Below are 22907 nucleotides of genomic sequence, written 5' to 3' on the forward strand. Positions count from 1 at the left end.
AATGGATAAAAAAAGAGTAATATTATTATTAGTATTATTTACAGCTATTGCAGGATTTACATTAGGTAATGTTTCAGCTGTAAATGCTAAGATAGTAAATAAAAAAGTAACTATTGATGATTATGAAATTGATTATTTTTATTCTAAATATATAGGAATAAATAAAGGAAAAACTTATAAAAATGGTGCGGTTTCTGGTAGAAATCCTATGAATAATAGGATTCAAAAAGCTCCTGTTTATGCTCATAAAACTAAAATAGCTGCTAAAAAAGGAGTTAGAATAAATAAAGTTATTGTAAGTTCAATTGGTTATCCTAGTGGGAAAACTTATAGAAGTACTTATTATTTCAGTAAGAGTAAAGTTTTAGCTCCTGGAAAATATAAAGGATTTTGGAAGTATACAATTTATTTCCAAGTTAAAAAATAATTATTATTTTTCATTCAAAATTCTTTTTTATCTTATTTTTAGTTTTTATTATTATTTTTATTTAATTTATTATCTTTATCATTTTTTGTATTTATACTTTTATTTTTGGCTTTGTTATAAAGTCTTATATATGTCTTTTAAGCATATTTATCCTTGTTTCATGAAAATAATCTTTATTGTATTACTATCATCTGTTTTTTAAGGTTTTAAGTAATACTTTTTAATATTAATGATTTTAAAGTATTACTATTTAATTTAAAAACACTTGTTTAGTATTATTAAAAATATATTTTTTATTGTAGGTTTTACAACATTAAAATTTGGTATGATTTTTCTTTATTTAATATGGGTATTAATAATTTTTATCTTAGCATTTTTTGATGTTATTTCATATTTTTAATAAGAAAGATAATTATGGATTAATCAGATAAGTTAATAAATTAATGTTTATATAATTTAGTTATTTAAGTCAGTGTTTTTTTTTATAAAATATTTGTGTGTTAGTATGAGTGGGTTTTTTTTTAAAATAATATTTAGTTGCATTATTTATTGTATTTTTGCTGTGCCTTATTTGGTTTGTTGGGAATCTTTTGGAAGGTTTATTGATAAAATTTTTAGTTTTCCTTATATGCGTGAGGGATGTGATTATAATATTAAAAATTATGAATGTTTGACTTATGAGGGATTTATTGTTAATTTGCTTTATGTAATGGTTGCATTGAGTTTATCTTTTTTAATAGGTTTTGAATTTAATTTAATTATTGTGGCAGTATGTTTTACTATGTTGTTTCCTGCAATTTTGCTTTTTTTAAGGATTCATACATTTAGTGATGATAATATTTTGCCTGAAACTGAAACTGGGTATGCTCCATTTGGGACTTGGTTTTTATCTATGTTTGCTTCTACTGGGCTTTATATGATTTTTCCAGCGTTTTTTGGCAGTTCTGAGCCTTTGTATTTTTTCGTGACTGTTTTGATTCTTGGTTTATCTGCTACATTGGTTCCTATATTTCCTGATTATATTAACAAATTGTTACCATTTGAGATTAGAACTGAAAAAGGAGTTAAACTTTTAATAGTAATTACTTTTATTCTTTGGCTTAGTTTGTGGATATTTGTAATTGGTTATTACATTAGTACTGGTGCTTCTCCTTCTGAGCTTATGCCGGCAAGATTTGGAGGTAGCTAATATTTTAATATTAATATTTATGGATGAAATTATAGTAAAATAAATTAAAATGTAGGTTAATATGAATCTAAAAAATAAAAGTTTAATGTATATTTTTATTCCATATTTATAAACAGAAGAAATTTTCATGATTATTTAAAAGAAAAAGTTTTATAAAATTAAGATTTATGGGAGGTTTGTTTATGGATAATAATTCTTTAAAAATTATAGTAATTGGTCTTATTGTATTGTTTTTAGCTATTATGGTTAAAAATTTGTTTTTACCTAGAGGAGCTATTTCAGCTCTTTTAAGTGTAATAATAGCTGTGATTGTTGGATTGTTTATTGTTAAAAAAATAAAAAAGACAAAAGGATAAAATAATGATAAAATGTTTTATTGTGATAGATTATAAATGATATATTCTGATGGTTATCTTATATTAAAATCTGAAAATAATGATAACAGAATTCTTTTAATTGATCTTGAAACAAGTATTGTAAGAGATATAATTACTTCTTCAAATATTACAGGAAAACCCTGCTACCACAACGATTCATCAGATGCCTTTATAAACAGTGGTAATGAATTAGTTAATAATGGAAATACTCAACAAAACCTCAATGATGTCTTTAATATGGATAGTAGTACTGTAAATGGATTTGATAAATGGTTTAATGGGTTTACTAAAAATTTAGGAACTGATGAAGGTTTCGCAAGATTTGCAGAAGATTTAATGAGATCTGGTTTAATAACTATAGCTATGATAGCATTAATAGTGGCAACTGGACCTGTAGGAATAATAGTTGCGGCTTCTGATATAGGAATAGGTGTTTTAATTGTATACATACTAATGGATGCTTTGATGAAGCTACAACATCTAAAAATTGGGTAATGGCTGGAAATTCTATTGGATTGAGCCTTATTCCTGGTTTTGGAGGTATTGGTAAATTAAGTTCAGTTGGTGTTAAATTTGGTATAAAAACTGCTTCTAAAGGAGTTATGTATGAATCTTCAGATTTAATACTCAAAAATGTAATTGGAGATAGTTTGACTTCAATATCATCAAAATTTGGAAATAATGTTTTAGAGAATATAGCTTCGGATGTATTTTGGAATGGAATAATTTTTAGGGGTTAACATGAGTATTAAAAAATTTAATATTTTATATCTTTTTGTTTCAATTTTAATAATAATTGCAATAAGATTTTTGTTTAAAATAAATAATTATATTTTATTTTTTAATTTGTGTTTATTTTTGATTTTTTTATTTTTATTTATTAAAATTTTTAGAAATAATTTCAAAAAAATAGAATTAATAAGTACAAAGTTATTTGGAGCGTGGATATTATTTTCTGCAGTTTCGGCTATTATTTATCCACAAATATTATTGTATTTTATAGGCTGTTTTATTATATTATATACTTATAAAATTATTTTTAATTCAGAATCTTATAAAAGTTTTGGCAGGAAGATTCAAAATATTCCTATGTATTTATCTTTGATAATGATTTTAATTACAGGTTTTTATGGTGATATTTCTAATATACTCTTTATTTTTATTGGAATATTGATTTTAATATATGTTTATAAAAAAGATAAAAAAAATAAAACTTTAATAAAATAATCTGCTGAAAATAAATTAAATTATAAATAAGATTTATAGAAATTAAAAGCTATTCATGAAATAAATAAAAAAGTAGGTCCCTAATGTGATTAAAGAAAATAAAAATTTAATGTATATTTTTGTTTGTATTTTAGTATTAGGTATTGTTTATTTCTTTTTAAGAATAAATGATATTTACTTCTATTTTAACCTAATATGTTATTTTATATTTTTATATTTTTATATTTCAATATTCAGGTCAAATTTTCTTAAATTGGATCTTTATGATCAACAATTTCATGCAGTATGGATTTTATTTTTAACAATAGGGCTTTTTATTAATCTTAAAAGTTTAGGGTTAATATTAGTGGGTTCTTTAATTGGATTGCTTACTAGTAAAATTATTTTCAACCCAGAAACATATGAAAGTTTTGGCAAAAAAATAAAAAATATTCCATTGTATATATCAGTACTAATGCTATTTATAGGTTATATTTCAGGAAATTTATTAAATTGGTTTTTATTAGTGATACAAATTTCATTCTTTATTATAATATATAATAAAAGTGAATAAGTAATTAAAATTTAAATAAATTGGTGGATTAATGAATTTAAAAAATAAAAAGATAATTTATATATTTATTCTAATATTAATCATTTTCACTCTTTATTTATTAAATATAAATAGTTTTTATATTTATTTTAATTTAGCGGTGTATTGGGTATTTTTATATTTTTTAGTTGTTATTTATAAGTCTAAATTTGGCACATTCCATTCATCAAGTGAAGACAGATTAGTAGGTATGTGGGGTTTATTTTTAGGACTATGTATGTTATTGCCTAATTCAGTGATTACATTGATTGGATCTTTTATAGTTTTATATATTATGAAAATAATATTCTGTTCTGATTTTTTTACAAAATTTGAACAAAAATTATGGGAAATACCTATTTGGATCTCATTTATAATGTTAATAGTGAGTATGTTTTCTATAGAAAATATTTTTGGATACTTTATTGAATTAGTTTTATTAGGCATCCAGATTTTGTTTTTAGTTCATGTTTATAAAAAAAGAAATGATTTATATGCTTCTTTAAATGAAGAAGTTTTAGAAAATTAAATTATGGGAGGTTTATTTATGGATAATAATTCTTTAAAAATTGTAGTAATTGGTCTTATTGTATTGTTTTTAGCTATTATGGTTAAAAATTTGTTCTTACCTAGAGGAGATATTTCAGCTCTTTTAAGTGTAATAATAGCTGTGATTGTTGGATTGTTTATTGTTAAAAAAATAAAAAAGACAAAAGGTTAAATAAATTTAGTATTGAATATATATTTTAAGGTTATAATTATGGATATTAAGAAAGATTTTAAATGGGTTTATTTAGCTATTTCTGTGATTTTTATAGTTTTAGCTTATTTTGTTTTTAGAATTGATAATTCTTATTATTATTTCAATTTAATTTGTTTTTTAATATTTTTATATTTATTTATAATTACATATAAACCAATTTTCTTCAATTTACCATATGAAACTAGTCAATTAGGAGGTATTTTATTAATAATGTCTGGGGCATGTGCTTTAGTTGGAGTTAAAAATTTTGAGGTTTTTTATATTGGTTTATTAATTGGTATGTTAAGTATTAATATAATTTTTGAAAAAAATGGTTATAGTGGTTTTGGTAGAAAAATAGAACTTTTACCCAATTTAATTTCAATATTCATGTTTATAATAGCATTTTTTTCTGGAAATATCCTTAATTTGGGTTTACTTTTAATACAAATTATCATTTTAATATATGTTTATAGAAAAAGAAAAATGTAGGTTAATATGAATCTAAAAAATAAAAAGGTAATTTATATATTTATTCCGATATTAATCATTTTTAATAGTTCTTTAAAAATTATAGTAATTGGTCTTATTGTATTGTTTTTAGCTATTATGGTTAAAAATTTGTTTTTACCTAGAGGAGGTATTTCAGCTCTTTTAAGTATAATAATAGCTGTGATTGTTGGATTGTTTATTGTTAAAAAAATAAAAAAGATAAAAGGATAAATAAATTTAATAAATTAATAATTAGGGTTATAATTATGGATATTAAGAAAGATTTTAAATTGTTATATATAATTATTTCTGTGTTTTTTTTGACTATTTCTTATTTTGTTTTTAGAATGAGTAATTTTTATTTTTATTTTAACTCAGTTTGTTTATTAATATTTATATATTATTATATATTGATTTATGTGCCAAATTTCACACTTTTAGGATATGATGCACGTTTTCATATATTTTTAGCATTGTTTTCTATAGGAGGTTTATTTGTTTTTCCAGGATATCTGTTTTTGTATTATATCAATTTAGTTGTTTTTTGTTTAATTAGTGAAATAATTTTTGATCCTAAATTTTATAAGGTGTTTGGAGAAAGAATAAAAAATGTTCCTGTCACAATTACATTAGTTATGTTTCCAATAAATTTGGTCTTAGGTGACTTATTTGCTTTAATTTTCCTTTTTGGTGAAATTGTATTTTTAATATATCTGTATAACAAGAGAAAAAATATGAAAGTATATAATCCATTTCTTGAAGAGTAATATTTTTTTTAATATAGAAAATAGTAATTTTATTTTACTTTTATTAAAAAGAAATCTTTATATTCTTTTAAATAATAAGTTTTATAAAATTAAGTTAATTGGAGGTTTATTTATGGATAATAATTCTTTAAAAATTGTAGTAATTGGTCTTATTGTATTGTTTTTAGCTATTATGGTTAAAAATTTGTTCTTACCTAGAGGAGATATTTCAGCTCTTTTAAGTGTAATAATAGCTGTGATTGTTGGATTGTTTATTGTTAAAAAAATAAAAAAGACAAAAGGTTAAATAAATTTAGTATTGAATATATATTTTAAGGTTATAATTATGGATATTAAGAAAGATTTTAAATGGGTTTATTTAGCTATTTCTGTGATTTTTATAGTTTTAGCTTATTTTGTTTTTAAAATTGATAATTCTTATTTTTATTTCAATTTAATTTGTTTTTTAATATTTTTATATTATTATATAACTTTTTATATGCCATTTTTTAAAAGATATGGTAATATGGAAAGAACAGATTTGGCTTTACTTTTATGTTCATCATCAGGTTTATTTATTTTTCCAGGTCATTTTGAAGTATTTTCTATTGGTTTAATTGTGACTGTATTAATTAGTAAAATAATCTTCGAACCTAAATTTTATGAATTTTTTGGAGAAAGAATAAGAGGATTACCTATTGCTATTTCATTATTAATGTTCTTTGTTGGATTTATTGTTGGAAATCTATATAATTTACCTGTTCTTTTAATATATGTTTTATTTTTAATTTATGTGTACAATAAAAAAAATAGTATGAAAAGTTATAGTCCTTTTCTTGAAGAGTAATATTTTTTTAAATATAATTACATTAACAAATTTTTGTGGTTGTTATGGATAATAAAAGTTTAATTTTAATAATTGTTGGTTTGGGAGCATGTTTATTAGCTACTGGTTTTATGTATGATTATTTTTTTGTTTCTAATACTGTGTTTATGAAAAATCAAACATTTGAAGATATTAATGTTAGTGTTCCTTCTGAATCTATATTTTTTAAAAATCCGAATTCTGATATGTATTCAAGTGGAGGAGCTTATGGTGTGTGGGTGATTCCATTTAATCTGAATAATTCTACTTATTCTAGTGTGGATGATTTTCAGAATGAATTCATTAAAGAAGACATGTCTCAGGTAAATATTTCTAATCTTAATGCTAATGCAAAAGCTTTTGTTTTAAATAATAGTAAAAATGATGTTGCAATTATTGTTGTTAATAATGAAAGTAATATGGCGGTTATTGTTAGAACAACTAATGGTCTAGATTTAGCTGTTAAAATGGCAAATAGTGTTATATTTCCTAATTAGTTAACTTTTTTTATATTTATTTTTTAATCTCTTTTTTTAATAGACTTATTGTTATATTATTAACCTTTTCAGTTGATTTATTTATATGATGAATTGTATTTCTTAATAGGTGCTATTTACTATTTATATTATTTTAGATATTTGTATCATTTTTATTATTTTATTTTTATTGTCTATGATTTTCATTAAGGATTCCCTTTATTTCAATAAAATTTATTAATAGTTATAAATATACTATTAATGGTTATCATTAAATTATTGAAGTGATTTATATGAGCTTTGAAGACGAAATAAAGGAATTTGTAAAGGATATATCTGGGAAATTAGAACATATAGATTCTGAAGAAACAACAAAGATTGCATTGATTCTTCCACTATTGAGGGAAATGGGTTATGATACAACAAACTCAATGGAAGTTAAAGCAGAATATACTGCAGATATTGGCTCTAAAAAAGGCGAGAAAATAGATATAGCTATTTTAGTTAACGGTTCTGAGGAGATATTAATTGAGTGTAAATCAGCAAATCAAAAGTTAGATTTAAGCCATATTTCTCAATTATATAGGTATTATAATATAACACATGCTCATCTAGGAATTTTAACCAATGGTTTAACCTATTACTTTTTCACAGACTCAAAAGATAAGGGAAAAATGGATGATAAACCATTTTTAGAAATCGATTTAACAGATTTGAGTGGAAAAGATATTCAAGAATTAGAAAAATTCACAAAAGAAAAATACAATATAGGTAATATACGAGCTAGAGTAGATACACTAAAATATAGTACTGAAATTAAAAAGTGTATTAATAATGAGATAGAAGCTCCTTCTGAAGATTTTATTAAGGTAATAGCTAAACAAGTTTTTGATGGTGTATTAACAAAAAAGAATAGGGATATGTTTAAAAAGATCATACAAAACACTTTTAAAGAGCTAATCAATGAAAAAGTTGAAAAAAGATTAGCTGATGCAATAAAAAATCCTGAAAATGAAGAACTTGAAGAACTTGAAACTCCTGAAATAGTAACAACCGATGAAGAACTAGAAGGATATCATATAATAAAAGCTATATTAAGTGAAATAATAGACACTGATAGGGTAGCTATAAGAGATCGTAAAAATTATTGTGGTGTACTTTTAGACAATAATCAATATTATCCAATTTGCAGACTTCACTTTAATAATAAGGATAATTTGCATGTCTCTCTTTTTGATAAGTTTGAAACCGCAGATAATGGGCGTAAAATAGCTGATAAAGTGAAATTAGCTAATGTATCTGATATTTATAAACATAGAAGCAATATAAGAAATACAGTTATAGAATATGATAGGTTGAAAAATAAAAAGTGTTAGAGTTATTTTTCTTGATTTAAATTATAAAGATATTTATAGATTAATAAAAAAAGAGTTTTTGAGTATATAAATTAACTGAAAAATTATTTAATCCTCATGCTAAAAAATCAAGAATTTATCAATTAACACTAAAAGGTAAAGAATTATTGAAAATATTAAATTTTAAATAAAATTATATCATTGATACTATTCCTATATGTATAATTACTAAATTAATTCTTATAATTCTCCTAAGTTATCTATATTTAAAGTAGTAAAACTATAAGAACTCTCTGTGCTATTAAGATTCTTAAAGTAAAGGCCTATTAAATAGATAGTAGTTCTTATTCTTTCTTTTATTTTCTCATATTAAATTGTTATTTATTTTCATTATTTTCATTGTTTAATTTTTGAAAGAAAACTTTTTATCTTCAATTTTATGAGTTATAGCTACTTTGGGTGGTTTTTGTTTTGACATTAAAGTTTCTTCCTTAATTATATTTATTTATTGGGAGGTTGTTAATAATGGTTTTTGAAATTTTAGTGGGTTTTTTCTGTATTTTTTCTGTATTATAAAAATTAATATAGAAAATTATAATAATAAAAAATACCTATAATTGTATAGAATAATTATTAATAATCTTATTTTAATATTATAATTCAAACTTGATATTTAATAAATTATTTTATGGATTTTGATAGATATGGATCTGGTTAATATTAGTTATAAAATGGATAATCAATTTGATGAAGGGGAATGCTTAAATTTTTTAAAAAATTCAGGTTTTGAAAGTATTGATTTGACAAATAAGTATCAAAAATTTAGATTTAAAAATATTGGTTTAACTGTAACTTTTTATGATTCTAGTATTCATGTTCAAGGAAAATTGAACTCTGAATCTGAAATTTTTCTAAAGAATCTTTATCAGTCTAAGGCTTTATATTTGGACAAAAAGAATCAATCACAATTTGAATCATTATTTGGCCATACACATAATTCTATTGTATGTACTGAATGTAATAAAGACTCTATTTTTGAAATCAATGGAAAAATTAAGGAAAATGAACTTTCTTTCATTTTAGATTGTGGTCATAATCTTAAAAGAAATTTTGCATTTTGCATGGTGAATTCAAGAATTTTACCTGACATTAGTGTTCTTTTTGGAGGAATTTTATCTAAGTGCATTGAATATGGTCATTTTAACAATTTTGAAATTGTTATACCTACTTTTATTTTAGATGTTGTTGATGCATTACATAAAGGTAAGAAAAAAAAGGGAGTTAGCAGTGAAATTGATAGATTAAGAGATTTAGAACGTCAAAACAAAATATCTATTTTTAATTGTCCATATGCTAATCCTATTAAAGATGAAGGAACTCTTGATGCTGAAGAAGATTTAATAATTATAAAAATCGCTAATCTCACAAATTCTGTGATTTTCACGGGAGATAGAATTATGAAAACTCGAGCTGTGCTTAAACATAGACCTACAATATTTTTAGATCCTAATTTATCAAGTGATCTGAAAAACATGATTAAATAATTTTTAATGTATTATTTTTTAAAATTTCACTGTTATACTTTTTTACAAAAAATATTTTATCAAATTAATCTATAAAAATGAAAAGAAGTTTTAGAGTTATAGTGGAGTTTATTTAATATGGAAAAAATTAGAGAACATTTGAAAAATATTCGAAGAATACATATTGCAATACTTTTAACTCTTTTTGGAATATTAATTGCTATTATAGTTTGTTATTTTTTAGCTACATTCCCTCCATATTCTAAAATCCCTAGTGATAATGATTTTATCATTATAAAACCTTATTTAGAACCAGGATCTGCAATTGCACTTTTTGTCGGCTTATTAGCATTCATAGGAGCTATTTTTATAAATTTTTATACTACCGAGAATAATAAAGAAAATATATTGATGCAATTGGAGCATGATAAAGATTTATTTCTTAGACCTAAAAATGAAGAAATTACACTTGATTTAATAGAAAAAATTAGTATTACTTATGAAAATTTTGAAAAAGAAAAATTTTTCAAGCCTCATTATGGAAATGATTTTGATAAAAATTATGAACCTAAAATAGATTATACACTTGAGGATTTGATTAAAAGATTTGTATTTTTTGAAAAAAATTATGATATCTATTCTGATTTTTATATGTGTTTTATTTGGGTATTTGGGCATTCAGTATCAGAAGAGTTTTTAAAACTTATCCGATATCCCAAAAAATTTGTTAATTTAAACCATATTTTAAAAATAATTATTAAGAGATGGCATGAAAATTTCAAAAAAACTAAACTATATGAAATACATAATTTCAAACTACTAAATACTAATATTCAAGAAAATGAGTTTAAAGTACCTTATTTTATCATATTTCATGATAAAATAGATAATGTAAATTTAAAAACTGCTTATAGATTATTATTTAGAGATTTAATGATTATTTTTATCATTCTTCAAAGTGAACAATTAAGAATTTTATTTGATGAATTTGATTCTATAGGTGAAAAAGATATATCTGATTTATTTATTAATGATAATGCAGGTTTCCTTGAAATTAATAAGTCTATTTTTCCTAAAGAGCTTGAAAAAAATACAGAATTTTTCAATTCAAAACAACATCAAGATATAGCTCTAAAAGAGTTAACAGACAAATTCATAGTTAAATCCATTAATACTATAAAAGAATATCTTGAAAAAACTACAAAAGAATTGAAAAAATAAACTCAAATTATCAATTATTGAAAACGGACTTGGGGGGATTTGAACCCTTGATCTTAAGATTAGCATTCTCAATGAGTTTTTATCATGATTTTAAGGTTTTTTATTTATTTTTGGATTATTTTAAGATGTTTTGATGATTTGTTTTGTAACTCTGTATACTCAGATTAGCTTTCTCAATTAGTTTTGAATATGATTTTAAGGTTTTTTATTTATTTTTGGATTATTTTAAGATGTTTTGTTGATTTGTTTTTTTTCTTTAAATATTAATTTTTATAATTATCTTATTTTATCGTTTTTTAAGTTTATATTTTATTTTTTTCAAATCATTATACTAAATATTATATTTTTTGTAAAAAGACAGTATATATCTAATTTAAAATAAATATTTCTTAAATATTCCTTGTTAATTATATAAAAGATTATTTTAGAATTTTTAAATAAATTAAGGGTTCCTGTAAGTTTTTATACGAGTAGAATGAATATATTATTATGATTTCGAATGATATTAAGATTAAGCAGATGTTTCTCAGAAAAGATCTGTCTAAAACAAGGAAACATCATTATATAAAAACATTAGATGAATTGTTTGAAGTTACTGGTAGAACACCAACTCAGCTTATTAATGAAGCTAAAGAAGATGAGCAACCATATTTAGTTAATGATATGCCAAGAATAAAAGATATTGATGATAGAAAAATAACCACCTATTTTTATAATTATTACCAATATTTACTTGATAGAAAGCTTTGTAATTCTACTATTGATGGAAAACTTAAAACTTTAAGGGCTTTTTACCGTGAGAATAATGTAGCTTTACCTAAGACTATTGAAGTTAATGTTCCGATTAATATTATTCGTGAAGGAGATATTCCCAACCTTGAAGATATTAAATTAGCTGTTGATAATTCTTCAATAAGAAATAAAGCTATTTTATTACTTATGGCTTCTACAGGAATAAGGAGTAGTGATATAAGGAATTTTAAAGTATCTGATTTTACAAGAGCTACAAGTGAGTATCATAATGGTAATTGTATTGAAGATTTATTAGATAGTAGCTATAAGGATGTTGTTCCTTGTTGGGATTTTATACCAAAGAAAACAAGAAAAACAAATAATATCTGCATAACATTCAATACACCAGAAGCAACAGAACATATAATAAATTACCTTAAAACAAGAGATAATCTAAGGGAAGATGATTATTTATTCTTATCTCAATATCATAGGCAAATTGGCTCTCATGGGATAATCTGGCTTTTTACTGAATTGAACGATAAATTTTTCCACCGAAATGAAGAAGGTAATAGGTTTTTCCATGCTCATGCATTAAGGAAGTTTTTTATTTCAACTGTTAAACATTATACTAGTGATTATAAGAAAAGTAAGATATTATCTGGTCATGCTGTTACAAGAATTGAGGTAGCTTATGAAGAGATTAAAAAAAGTGTGATGAAAGAGTTTTATATGCAATTAATACCTCATTTAAGTATCCGTGATACTAAAGTCCGTACAGTAAAATCAGAAGAATATATTAATTTAGAAAATGAGTTAGAATCTGAAAAATTAAAACAAAATAAATTGAAAGATTTGTTAAACCAACAGGGAATTAATGAAAATAAGATAGAAGATATATTAAATAAAGTTTAGCTAAGAAGATTTAATTTTTTAATATATAAAATTTTTTTAAACTTAATGTTTTACTTTATTGTTTTTAAAGATAGAGTATAACATTTTTGATAAACATTTTGTTATTTAATTCATTTTTTTAAAGTTTTTTATGCAATTGTTCATTTTTAGAATTTTCACTACTCGTCCACAATTGGCATATTTTTAACTAATAATGTAACATAACAGTGTTATGTGGCAATGTATTTGCAATATATCGCAATATATCACAATAGATTCAATTTATTCTATTTTATTAGATTGTTTAATTTTAATAAGAATGATATGACTTTTGTTTAGAAAATAAACTCTTAAAAACATGCAAAACATTTATATAAGGATAAAAATCAAGTATATATGTTGTTATAAATTTTTTATTTATAGTAGCTAAAGAATTTTTAAAAAGATAAACAAGTATTAAAAATATATAAAAAAAGTAATATTAATAGAAGTTATTGGCTAATAAAAAGTTTACTAGTCAATAATCTTCAATGTGCAATTAATATTTTATTTTTTTATTATATTTATAAATTGTTGTCTAAGGAGGACATAAGTATGAATGTTAATAAGAATAAAAATATTTTAAAAAATGATGTGTCTAGTATTGTTGAAAGTAATATCAGTCTTAATAGTGATTTAGAAATTGAAATTTCTAAAGAATTATCAGCGTATTTAAAACAAATTTTATCTCCTAATAATGACTTTCAGTTCAATAAACATTACAAATTTACATATATGGGGTTTTATTTAGATATTAATAAAATGGAAGAAATAATAAATGCTGGTAAAAATAAGAATTTTGAAGTAAAATTAGGTGGAGCATTATGTAAACTGATTTATGAACAACATAATCATATTGCTGATTATTTTTTGGATTATGGTGAAAAAAATAATTTAATAACAACAACAGAAGAAAATAAACAGGAAATGAAGGAGTCCATCGTAAACATGGCTATAATTTATTTAGTTATAGGTGAAGAATTTAAAAGATTATTAGAAATTATTAATCCAAATGGATATGACATGGATTGCTATTATGATAGTCGTCTTTTAGATGAAATTAAATATTATACTATTAAAAATAGTTTTGATGAATGTGTATCCCAAATTCTTAAAGATATGGGATTAATTATAGATCTTATGGAAAGTAGTGAATTGGATAATAGTCATGACCTTATGATAGAATAAGTAATAAAAATAAATTAAATCTCTTTTAAATTAATTTTTCTTTTTTTTATTTAGTAGTGTCTGAATGCATATTTGCTAATTTTTTTTATTGTTGTACTTTGGGTTGGTTTTGGAGGTTTGTTATTTTGGCTATGGATATTGAAGAAGATAATTGGAAAAAAATTAATTCCGAGTTAAATAAGCTTAATAAAAAATATCTACATAAACATTCAGTTATTTTAAATACTTCTCCTCCGCGTGTAGGTAAGACTATTAATACTATTTCACGACATATTGAGGATAATGTTCCAGTTATTGTTTTTGTAGATAATGAGAAACAATCCAAGGATCTTTATAATAAATTAATTGGTACAATTAGAGTTGATGAGGAAAGGCTATACTATTGGAGAAATAAGGCCATTTCTTGTTATATTATGCAACTTAGTGAAGAAGAAACAGAAAATAATGAATATATTATTAATGCTAAATCTGAAATTAATGAAGGAGTTAATCATTGCAAAAAATGTTTTTATCATAAAGATTGTTATTGGAAATGGCAAAGAAGAAATGTGAAAGATTATGATGTTATTTTAATGAATAAACATAATATTGGAACTGTCCTCATCGATGATGATGAATTATTCTATAAAAATGGTGAAAAAAGGTCTATTATTTATGATGAAGAAATTGATAAACCTCAGTTAACATATTATAAGCAACTAAATAATGTTGATATTGACTTATTCAATAAAATATATAGCTTAACACTAGGGATTTCTAATGATTTAATAAGTAATAATAATGATTTTATTGATAAAATTGACTTAATTAAAGAAATGCTTAAAGTTAGGGTTAATTATGTTGAAATAATAAATAGTGGCTTTGATTTTTCAAAATATAATAAAAAATACGGTAAGTTAGATGAAAAAGCTTATTTAGAACTATTTTTTAATAAGATAAAAAATAATATTGAAATATATGATTATCTTGATAAAAAACCAGCTCCTTTACCCGAAAAAGGAAAAAATGGAGATTATGATTTTGATTTATTCCAACTTGAAAAATTATTCATTGATATTTTAATTGAAAAAAGAAGTGAGCATAATATTATTTTACTTGATGCTACACCATTAAAGATTATAGTTGATAGGATTAAAGATAAAGTTGATGATTTTAAAGAAATTGGAGTAAGTGCCGGTTTCTTCAAAAAACAGTCTTTAATGTTTAGGATTGAAAGGAAAGGAGGTTATGTTAAAAATTCTAGAATGTCAGTGAAAACTAGGATAAAGAAAAATATAAATCTTAATAAAATTTCTAATAAGAATCTGGGTTTAGATAAAGATATTTCCTACATAACTGCTTTTAAAATTAATGAATTAATAAAAGAATATAATAGAATAAGTGGTAAAAATGCTAAATATGGTGTGGTTACCTATGGAAGTATTAGATTTAAAAATAATTTAGTTATAGATGTAGTTAGAATGCTTAAAGAGAATGGTATTGAAAATATATTATATTATGGTAATTATAGGGGTATGTCTATTTTAAATGAGTGTGAAATAATTCATGTTATTGGAACAGATCTTCATGATTCTTCAGCTTCATATAATTTATACAGGTATTTAGATGGTGAAAAATCACTACAAGAACTTAAAAAATCATATAATCTAGAAAAACAAGAGTTTAGGGATTTTTTATTTGATAAATTGGTTAAACATCAAAGAAACAGTGGTATGGAGCAAATTATTTTCCGTAATATGCCTCATATGAAAAAAAGAATAGTAATAATTGAAGGATACCTACCTCCTCATTTAGAAGAATATTTCAAATATACTTTTCCATTAAAAGTATATGAAGAATTTCCAAACTCTGGAACAATAGCTACTTCTTCAAAAAGAATCATAGAAGAAATAATAAATAAATTCCTTGATAGTATTTATTATAATAAGAAAATAGAAGAAGAGTTTTATAATTCATATTCTCAAATGTCCTGTGAAACAAAACAAAAATTAAGTAGTAAACTTGAGAAAATGGATAAAGAAGAAGCTAGAAAGGAAGTTATGAATTTGGCAAAAAAATATTTGTCTCCCAAATACAAAAGAAAATATAAATGCTTACCCAAAGGTGTTTTTGATTATTTAAATAAAAATTATATTATTTTAATGAAAAAAGCAAAAATTAATTCTTTAAAAAGATTTAGAGGATTATATAATGATTTTATTGAAAATAAATAGTTTTAAACCAAATTCGGTTTCATTTTTTACAACATCTTAATAATTATATATTTATATTATAATGATTAACTTTTTGAAACCGTTTTCCCATATTTTCAAGTAAAAACCAATTAAAATTCCCCTATAACTTTTAATTATTTTCAAACCGTTTATAATTTTTTTATTTAACTAAATTCACTATTTATAATAGCTAAATTACTATTATAAATGTTTTTAAATCATTGGTTATCTATACTGCCTAAATAACCTATTATTTACTTGATATTAAGTTGTTTTTTGAGATTAATGTATTTATATTAATTTTTATTTATCGTAGCTTTTTTTAATTGTAAATAGGATAAAATATTAGTATTATATTAATATTAAAATGATTTAAAAATATTTAAATATCTATTAAACTTTTTCAATCGATTATTTAACTATTTAAGAGGTATATACTTACAGTAAACCTTTATTAAATGAGTTTTATTCTAAATTAATATAAAGAATATTCTCTACTTTGTATATTATTATATGGTTGGTGCAATGGTTTATCTTTTATGTCCCTTTTTATCTATACCAAATGGGGAATATTCGGCAACTTCAAGGAGTTATAGCAGTACGTAGCATCTTTCATACCTCTTTTACTAGTTTTTAAGAGCTGTTATATTTGTAAAATAATAATATTGCTTATAAATGGTTGTTATTAGGTTATTTATGATGAAACGGTAAACTCTTTTTTTAAGAATTTAGAAATTATTATATTGAAAATTAGAATGTTTAAATTTATTTTTAATCTATAAAATATAATAATTGAAAGAATTTTTTTAATTAAGTTCCTTCAATTATTTTTGTTTAATTGGTAGTTTCGTTGTATAGTTTGTTGATTCTTTGTTTGAAGTCTGGGTTTTTTAATAATATTTCATGTCTTGAATTTTCGGAGTTTTCACATTCTTTTTTTAGTGTTAATAGTTTGTTACTATCGAATTGATAATTTAAATCGTTTTTAAGTTTTGTAAATTCATTTTTTATTTCTTTAAACCGTTTTAATTTGGTTTTGTATTCTTTTATTTGTGCTTGTGCGTATTCTTTTTCAACTTTTGATGTGGCGGTTTTGTTCATTTCTTCTGAGTAATTTATTGCTTTTTGTGTTGATTCAATAGCTAGGTCTAATGAGTAAAATATATTGTTAAAATAGTCTGTTGTGTTTTGATAGAGTAGGGCTGTGTTATTCATAGCAAGATTGCTTTCATTTAGATAGCTTAGAGAGTTTACTGCATAGTTACTTCTTAATTTATATGCTTCATCGTATTTTGAGTCCATGTATATTTCATAAGCAAAATAACTCCCAACACTAACAACAGCAATAATTGCTACTATAATAACAATTATGATTTTCTTTTTCTTTTCCATATGTTTCAATCTCCTTTTTTTTTTAATAGTATTCGTATACTTCTATATTCCACCATTCTAGTTCATAAGTTGAAATTTCAATTTCAAAGTTACCTGAATCTGAAACTTCTATAGTTTTTGTTTTTGTTGCTACTGCACTTTTACTATTCCATGATATTTGCGACATCTCAATGGTTCTACTTCCTTGATTGAGTATAGTTATTAGTGAATTATCAGCATAGTTTTTAATAGGCATAGCAGTTGAAACAATTTTTATTTTACTTCCTTTAGTGTTTACTTGTATGCTATCATCACTAATGCCGTTATATGTTCCTATTTTGTGCCATGTGGGATTGGAACTAATGTTATTAGTGTTTTGAATTTTATAATCTGTCCTATCAATATTATTATTAGTATTTTGTGGGTGGAAGAGTATATTTCCTATTATAATGCCTCCAATTAGTCCTAATGTTAGTAAAATAGCTATTAGTGGTATGTATATTTTTTTCATATGTTATCTTACCTTTAATAATTGTATAAATAGCTATCGGGGTATTTAACTAATTCTCCATTTCCTTTTTCTAAATCCCATTGTACCATGTATTCACCGTCTTTAGTTTCACTGTACATGGCTTTTTCATCAATTTGTGTTACATAGGTGTCTAAGGTTAGATTTGTATTATAAGCCTTAAAATTAATATAATCTCCAACGTGATATGTTTCTCCACCAATCTCAGCATTAGGACCAGCAGTCATAGCACTAATTAAAATTCCAACACCAACAACAGCAATAACCGCTATTATAACTCCTAAGATAATTTTTTTATTTTTCTCCATAAATTTGTACCTCTTTTTTCTTAATTTTTTAAAACCTTTTTTTTATGTAGTATTGGACATATAATTGAATAGTTCATTTTTATTTAATGCATCGTCATTGTTTGAATCGTATGATAAGAATCCATCTGCTATACTTTCAGGGTCACTACTAGAATTGAAATAAGTTATTAATTCGGAACGATCTATTAAATTATCATTATTAACATCGCTCTGTGCTAAAAATAATAGAGTTTTAGCTTCAGGATTATTATTCAATGCCTCCATTTCAGCCTCATTGTTTAATTCACTAACATAATTAATAATAACTATACTAATAACTACTACAGCAACTATTATTATAACTCCTAAGACAATTTTTTTATTTTTCTCCATAAAATTTAACCTCATATAAATTTTTTATAAACTTTTTTGTAAAATATAATTATAAATTATTTTAAGAATATATAAATATTGTGTACATACTGTGCAAGTTTAATGCACCTAAAAATATTATACTGTGCAACATCTAATATATTATGGAAAGAGAATTAATTGAAGGAATAGCTATAATACAGAGAAGTAAATGTAAAGAAATAGTATTGAAAGACTTAAAGGAGAATATAAAAACACCATCTAAAATTTCTAAATCTACAAACATAAGCATTCATCATGTAAGTAGATATTTGAAACAATTAATGGATAAAAAATTAGTTATTTGTTTAAATGAAGATTTTAAACAAGGAAGACTATATAAAATAACAGACTTAGGAAAAGAAGTATTAAAACATATTTAATTAAAAAAAATATTATTGAAAATATTAATATAAGTCACTAAATTCTATAATTCTCTTAAGTTATCTATATTTAAACTAGTAAAACTATAAGAACTTTATATGCTATTAAGATTTTTGAAGTAATGGTTTATTAAATAGATAGTATTATCTATTTTTTGTTTTATTTTATCATATTATATTGTTATTATAGTTTTTATGTCTCATTATTTTTTTAATTTTTTTTAAAGAAAACTTTTTATTTTCAATTGTACAAGTTATTAATACTTTGTTTGGTTTTTGTTTTGACATTAAGGTTTCTTAATTATTTTTATTTATTTTTTTGGGATTTTTATTTCAAAATAATATTTTTTTTCGTATGTCTAAAAGATAAAATATCCTAATATTCTATCTTTATATTATTAGAGAATATATTTTTTTTCTTAATTTTATAATTTTTTTTAAATTATTATTTAGTTTTTTATATTTTTTATTAATATAACTTAGAAAAATATTTAATAAAAAAGTATCAAAACATAAAATTAAGAAAATAATATTTTTAATGATTGGTGGGTGTTAGTTATTAGAGAAGCTCCAAGTAACATAAAAAAATTAGTTGAGAAATTTAATGAAAATATTGAATCTTACAAAAGTACATCTTATAATGAAACAACAGTAAGGCAAGAATTCATAGATCCATTATTTATAGCATTAGGATGGGATGTTAATAACGAACAAGACACTGCACCACAGTATAGAGATGTTATTCTTGAAGATAGTATAAAAGTGGGAGGTAAAACAAAAGCTCCTGATTATAGCTTCACTTTACATGGAAGGAGAATGTTCTTTGTAGAGGCAAAAAAACCATCAGTAAATATTGCTAAAGATAAAAATCCTGCTCATCAATTAAGAAGATATGCTTGGAGTGCAAAATTAGCATTATCTGTATTAACTGACTTTGAAGAATTAGCAATATATGAATCAAAAACAAGACCTTCAAACAAAGATAATGTTTCAACAGGAAGGGTAGCATTATACAAATACACAGATTATATAGAAAAATGGGATGAAATATACAACATACTATCAAAAGAAGCTGTTCTCAAAGGAAGTTTCGATAAATATGCTAAAGGCACAGGTAAAAAAGGAACAAGCGAAGTTGATGATGAATTCCTGAAAGAAATAGAAAATTGGAGACTAATATTAGCAAAAAACATAGCACTTAGAAATAAAGAATTATCAGTTGAAGATTTAAACTATGCAGTTCAACAAACAATAGACAGAATAATATTCCTCAGAATGGCTGAAGACAGAGGAGTAGAACCTTACCAAAAATTATTAAAAATACTTGAAAAACCAGATATTTACGCTGAATTTGGAAAATTATGCATAAAAGCAGATGCCAAATACAATTCAGGTTTATTTCATTTTAAAGAAGAGAAAAATATAAGTCAACCTGCTGATACTTTTACATTAAAATTAAAAATTGATGATGGTGTTTTTAAAGAAATAATAAAAAATTTATACTATCCATTATCACCATATGAATTCAGTGTTTTATCTCCAGAGATACTTGGAAATGTTTATGAACAATTTTTAGGGAAAATAATAAGATTAACTCCTTCACATCAAGCTAAAATTGAAGAAAAACCAGAAGTGAAAAAAGCAGGGGGAGTTTATTACACTCCACAGTACATAGTGGATTATATTGTAGAAAATACAGTTGGGGAATTATGTAAGGGTAAAACACCGAAACAAGTAGCTAAAATAAGGATTCTGGATCCTGCATGTGGAAGTGGATCATTTTTACTTGGAGCATATAATTATCTTTTAAAATGGCATATTGATTATTATTCAAAGCTAACTAAACATCCTAAAAATACGATATATCAAGGAAATGGAGGAGAATATTTTTTAACAATACAAAAGAAAAAAGAAATATTATTAAACAATATTTATGGTGTTGATATTGATACACAGGCAGTTGAAGTAACTAAACTCAGTTTACTGTTGAAAGTATTGGAGAATGAGAATAAAGATGCTCTTGAACAACAACAAAAATTAATACAAGAAAGAGTGTTGCCTTATCTTGGAGATAATATAAAATGTGGTAATAGTCTCATAGGAACAGATATACTAGAAAATCCTGATTTAACACAGGAAGAGATAAAAAAGATAAATCCTTTTGATTGGGAAGAAGAATATCCTACTATAATGGCTAATGGAGGTTTTGATGCAGTAATAGGAAACCCACCATATATTCGTATTCAGCTTCTAAAACAAGATAAAAATTCTGTTGATTATTTTAAAAATAATTATGATTCTTCTATTGGTAGTTATGATATTTATAATCTTTTTGTTGAAAAAGGACTAATTTTAATCAATGAAAATTCAAAACTAGGATATATTTTACCAAATAGGTTTATTCTAGCCAACTATGGAAAAGGACTTCGTGAAATTATTAGTAAAAATTCTTCATTAGATTGCATTATTAATTTTAAAGATAATCAAATTTTCAAAGGAGCTAGTACATATACTTGTTTATTATTTTTAGAAAAAAATTCTAAAAAGTTTAAATATGTAGAAATAAATGACTTAAACAACCCTTCTGAAATTTTTAATATAATCTCTAAAAATAATGAATATGATGATGGAAATTTAAGTATTGGTTTATTAAATAAAGATATTTACTCGAAACCAGAATGGAGATTTTATATTGGTAAGTCAGCAAAATTAGTTAATAATTTATTGGAAATGCCAATTAATTTAGGAGATATAACTGAAAAAATATTTCAGGGATTAGCAACTAGTGCAGATAAAATATATATCGTAGATTCTATAGAAAATAATGATGAATTAATAAAAATATATTCGAAACAGACAGAAGACTATCATTTAATTGAAAAAGATATTTTAAGATTATATATTAAAGGTAAAGAGATTAAAAGATATAATTTTAATTATAAAAATAAATATTTAATTTTCCCATATAAACTATCTAAAGATAGCTTTGATTTAATCAGTCCTGATGAAATGGAACAAAAATACCCAAATGCATGGAAATATTTTAGTATTAATGAAAAAACTTTAAAAAATCGCGAAAATGGAAAATTGGATATTAAAAATAAATGGTACGCTTTTACTTATCCTAAAAGTATGTTAGATTATCAAAAACCCAAAATCATGACTCCAAATAGTGCTTTCAAATCTTCATTTTCCCTAGATAAAGAAGGTAAATATTATATAACTGCCGGAATTGCGGGCGGTTATGCATTAAAACTAAAAAATAGGGCCACTTTTAATGAATATTATTTATTAGCAATTTTGAACTCTTCTCTGATGGATTTCATAAATAAAAAAATAGGAAAATCAATGAGGGGAGGATATTATTCTTTTGAAGGCAGAACAATCAAAGATTATCCTATTGTTGTTATTAGTAGGAATAAGCAAAAAGTATTTATTGATTTATCAGATAAGATGATTCAGTTGAATAAAGATTTAGCTAATTGTAAAACCCCTCATGATAAAAAATTATTAGAAAAACAAATAAAAACAACCGATGATAAAATAAACAAACTAGTTTATGAATTATATGATTTAAGTCCTGAAGATATTGAAATAATTGAAAATTCATTAAAAGAATAATAAACTCATAAAAAAAATTATTAAAATA

The 22907-nt window shown here is 23.1% G+C and carries 26 protein-coding genes; 22 read left to right on the top strand and 4 right to left on the bottom strand.

Going from position 1 to position 22907, the window contains the following annotated elements:
- The first annotated feature begins 1 nt into the window (after window position 1).
- From Q0087_RS04095 to Q0087_RS04190, 20 genes are all read left to right on the top strand, one after another.
- Entirely contained in the window at window positions 2-427 is a 426-nt protein-coding gene (locus tag Q0087_RS04095; RefSeq protein WP_297898405.1) for a hypothetical protein, read from the top strand.
- A 505-nt stretch (window positions 428-932) separates the two neighbouring features.
- Window positions 933-1616 (top strand): hypothetical protein, encoded by a 684-nt coding sequence (locus Q0087_RS04100; RefSeq protein ID WP_297898406.1) that lies wholly within the window; start codon window positions 933-935, stop codon window positions 1614-1616.
- A gap of 182 nt (window positions 1617-1798) precedes the next feature.
- Window positions 1799-1972 carry a hypothetical protein gene (locus tag Q0087_RS04105; RefSeq protein WP_297898407.1) on the top strand — a complete coding sequence of 58 codons (174 nt, stop codon included), beginning with the start codon at window positions 1799-1801 and terminating at the stop codon, window positions 1970-1972.
- Window positions 1973-2008: 36 nt separating this feature from the next.
- Window positions 2009-2488 (top strand): hypothetical protein, encoded by a 480-nt coding sequence (locus Q0087_RS04110; RefSeq protein ID WP_297898408.1) that lies wholly within the window; start codon window positions 2009-2011, stop codon window positions 2486-2488.
- Window positions 2488-2733, top strand: a complete 246-nt coding sequence (locus Q0087_RS04115) for a hypothetical protein (protein ID WP_297898409.1) — start codon at window positions 2488-2490, stop codon at window positions 2731-2733. The genes Q0087_RS04110 and Q0087_RS04115 overlap by 1 nt, the downstream gene beginning before the upstream one ends.
- Window positions 2734-3473: 740 nt before the next feature.
- Window positions 3474-3773 carry a hypothetical protein gene (locus Q0087_RS04120; RefSeq protein WP_297898410.1) on the top strand — a complete coding sequence of 100 codons (300 nt, stop codon included), beginning with the start codon at window positions 3474-3476 and terminating at the stop codon, window positions 3771-3773.
- A gap of 139 nt (window positions 3774-3912) precedes the next feature.
- Window positions 3913-4320: a hypothetical protein gene (locus Q0087_RS04125; protein WP_297898411.1), complete on the top strand. Its 408-nt coding sequence runs from the start codon at window positions 3913-3915 to the stop codon at window positions 4318-4320.
- 18 nt (window positions 4321-4338) lie between these two features.
- Window positions 4339-4512: a hypothetical protein gene (locus tag Q0087_RS04130; protein WP_297898412.1), complete on the top strand. Its 174-nt coding sequence runs from the start codon at window positions 4339-4341 to the stop codon at window positions 4510-4512.
- A 39-nt stretch (window positions 4513-4551) separates the two neighbouring features.
- Window positions 4552-5025 (top strand): hypothetical protein, encoded by a 474-nt coding sequence (locus tag Q0087_RS04135; RefSeq protein WP_297898413.1) that lies wholly within the window; start codon window positions 4552-4554, stop codon window positions 5023-5025.
- Between the two features lie 6 nt (window positions 5026-5031).
- Window positions 5032-5256: a hypothetical protein gene (locus tag Q0087_RS04140; protein WP_297898414.1), complete on the top strand. Its 225-nt coding sequence runs from the start codon at window positions 5032-5034 to the stop codon at window positions 5254-5256.
- 188 nt (window positions 5257-5444) lie between these two features.
- Window positions 5445-5792 (top strand): hypothetical protein, encoded by a 348-nt coding sequence (locus Q0087_RS04145; protein WP_297898415.1) that lies wholly within the window; start codon window positions 5445-5447, stop codon window positions 5790-5792.
- A 112-nt stretch (window positions 5793-5904) separates the two neighbouring features.
- Window positions 5905-6078: a hypothetical protein gene (locus Q0087_RS04150; RefSeq protein ID WP_297898412.1), complete on the top strand. Its 174-nt coding sequence runs from the start codon at window positions 5905-5907 to the stop codon at window positions 6076-6078.
- 39 nt (window positions 6079-6117) lie between these two features.
- Complete coding sequence (locus tag Q0087_RS04155) at window positions 6118-6618, top strand: hypothetical protein (RefSeq protein WP_297898416.1); 501 nt, start codon at window positions 6118-6120, stop codon at window positions 6616-6618.
- A gap of 44 nt (window positions 6619-6662) precedes the next feature.
- Window positions 6663-7133, top strand: coding sequence for a hypothetical protein (locus tag Q0087_RS04160; RefSeq protein ID WP_297898417.1), 471 nt, complete (start codon window positions 6663-6665; stop codon window positions 7131-7133).
- A 272-nt stretch (window positions 7134-7405) separates the two neighbouring features.
- Window positions 7406-8488 (top strand): type I restriction endonuclease, encoded by a 1083-nt coding sequence (locus Q0087_RS04165; protein WP_297898418.1) that lies wholly within the window; start codon window positions 7406-7408, stop codon window positions 8486-8488.
- Window positions 8489-9171: 683 nt separating this feature from the next.
- Window positions 9172-10011: a hypothetical protein gene (locus tag Q0087_RS04170; RefSeq protein ID WP_297898419.1), complete on the top strand. Its 840-nt coding sequence runs from the start codon at window positions 9172-9174 to the stop codon at window positions 10009-10011.
- A gap of 117 nt (window positions 10012-10128) precedes the next feature.
- A complete protein-coding gene (locus tag Q0087_RS04175) occupies window positions 10129-11211 on the top strand; it encodes a hypothetical protein (protein ID WP_297898420.1) in 1083 nt (360 codons plus the stop codon).
- A 489-nt stretch (window positions 11212-11700) separates the two neighbouring features.
- A complete protein-coding gene (locus Q0087_RS04180; RefSeq protein ID WP_297898421.1) occupies window positions 11701-12858 on the top strand; it encodes a tyrosine-type recombinase/integrase in 1158 nt (385 codons plus the stop codon).
- Between the two features lie 573 nt (window positions 12859-13431).
- The gene (locus tag Q0087_RS04185) at window positions 13432-14064 is read left to right on the top strand and encodes a hypothetical protein (RefSeq protein ID WP_297898422.1); all 633 of its coding nucleotides are present in this window, start codon (window positions 13432-13434) and stop codon (window positions 14062-14064) included.
- A gap of 56 nt (window positions 14065-14120) precedes the next feature.
- Entirely contained in the window at window positions 14121-16277 is a 2157-nt protein-coding gene (locus Q0087_RS04190) for a hypothetical protein (protein WP_297898423.1), read from the top strand.
- 834 nt (window positions 16278-17111) lie between these two features.
- Here Q0087_RS04190 and Q0087_RS04195 read toward each other — a convergent pair.
- The 4 genes from Q0087_RS04195 to Q0087_RS04210 are packed head-to-tail and all read right to left on the bottom strand — an operon-like array spanning window position 17112 to window position 18857.
- Complete coding sequence (locus Q0087_RS04195; protein WP_297898424.1) at window positions 17112-17669, bottom strand: hypothetical protein; 558 nt, start codon at window positions 17667-17669, stop codon at window positions 17112-17114.
- 22 nt (window positions 17670-17691) lie between these two features.
- A complete protein-coding gene (locus Q0087_RS04200; protein ID WP_297898425.1) occupies window positions 17692-18159 on the bottom strand; it encodes a hypothetical protein in 468 nt (155 codons plus the stop codon).
- 14 nt (window positions 18160-18173) lie between these two features.
- The gene (locus Q0087_RS04205) at window positions 18174-18485 is read right to left on the bottom strand and encodes a hypothetical protein (protein WP_297898426.1); all 312 of its coding nucleotides are present in this window, start codon (window positions 18483-18485) and stop codon (window positions 18174-18176) included.
- 42 nt (window positions 18486-18527) lie between these two features.
- Complete coding sequence (locus Q0087_RS04210) at window positions 18528-18857, bottom strand: hypothetical protein (protein WP_297898427.1); 330 nt, start codon at window positions 18855-18857, stop codon at window positions 18528-18530.
- A gap of 143 nt (window positions 18858-19000) precedes the next feature.
- Between Q0087_RS04210 and Q0087_RS04215 the strand changes: the two genes are divergently transcribed.
- The gene (locus tag Q0087_RS04215; RefSeq protein WP_297898428.1) at window positions 19001-19258 is read left to right on the top strand and encodes a winged helix-turn-helix domain-containing protein; all 258 of its coding nucleotides are present in this window, start codon (window positions 19001-19003) and stop codon (window positions 19256-19258) included.
- Between the two features lie 549 nt (window positions 19259-19807).
- Window positions 19808-22879, top strand: a complete 3072-nt coding sequence (locus tag Q0087_RS04220; RefSeq protein WP_297898429.1) for an Eco57I restriction-modification methylase domain-containing protein — start codon at window positions 19808-19810, stop codon at window positions 22877-22879.
- Window positions 22880-22907: the final 28 nt, after the last annotated feature.

This window comes from uncultured Methanobrevibacter sp. (assembly GCF_937881195.1).
Taxonomy (GTDB): domain Archaea; phylum Methanobacteriota; class Methanobacteria; order Methanobacteriales; family Methanobacteriaceae; genus Methanobinarius.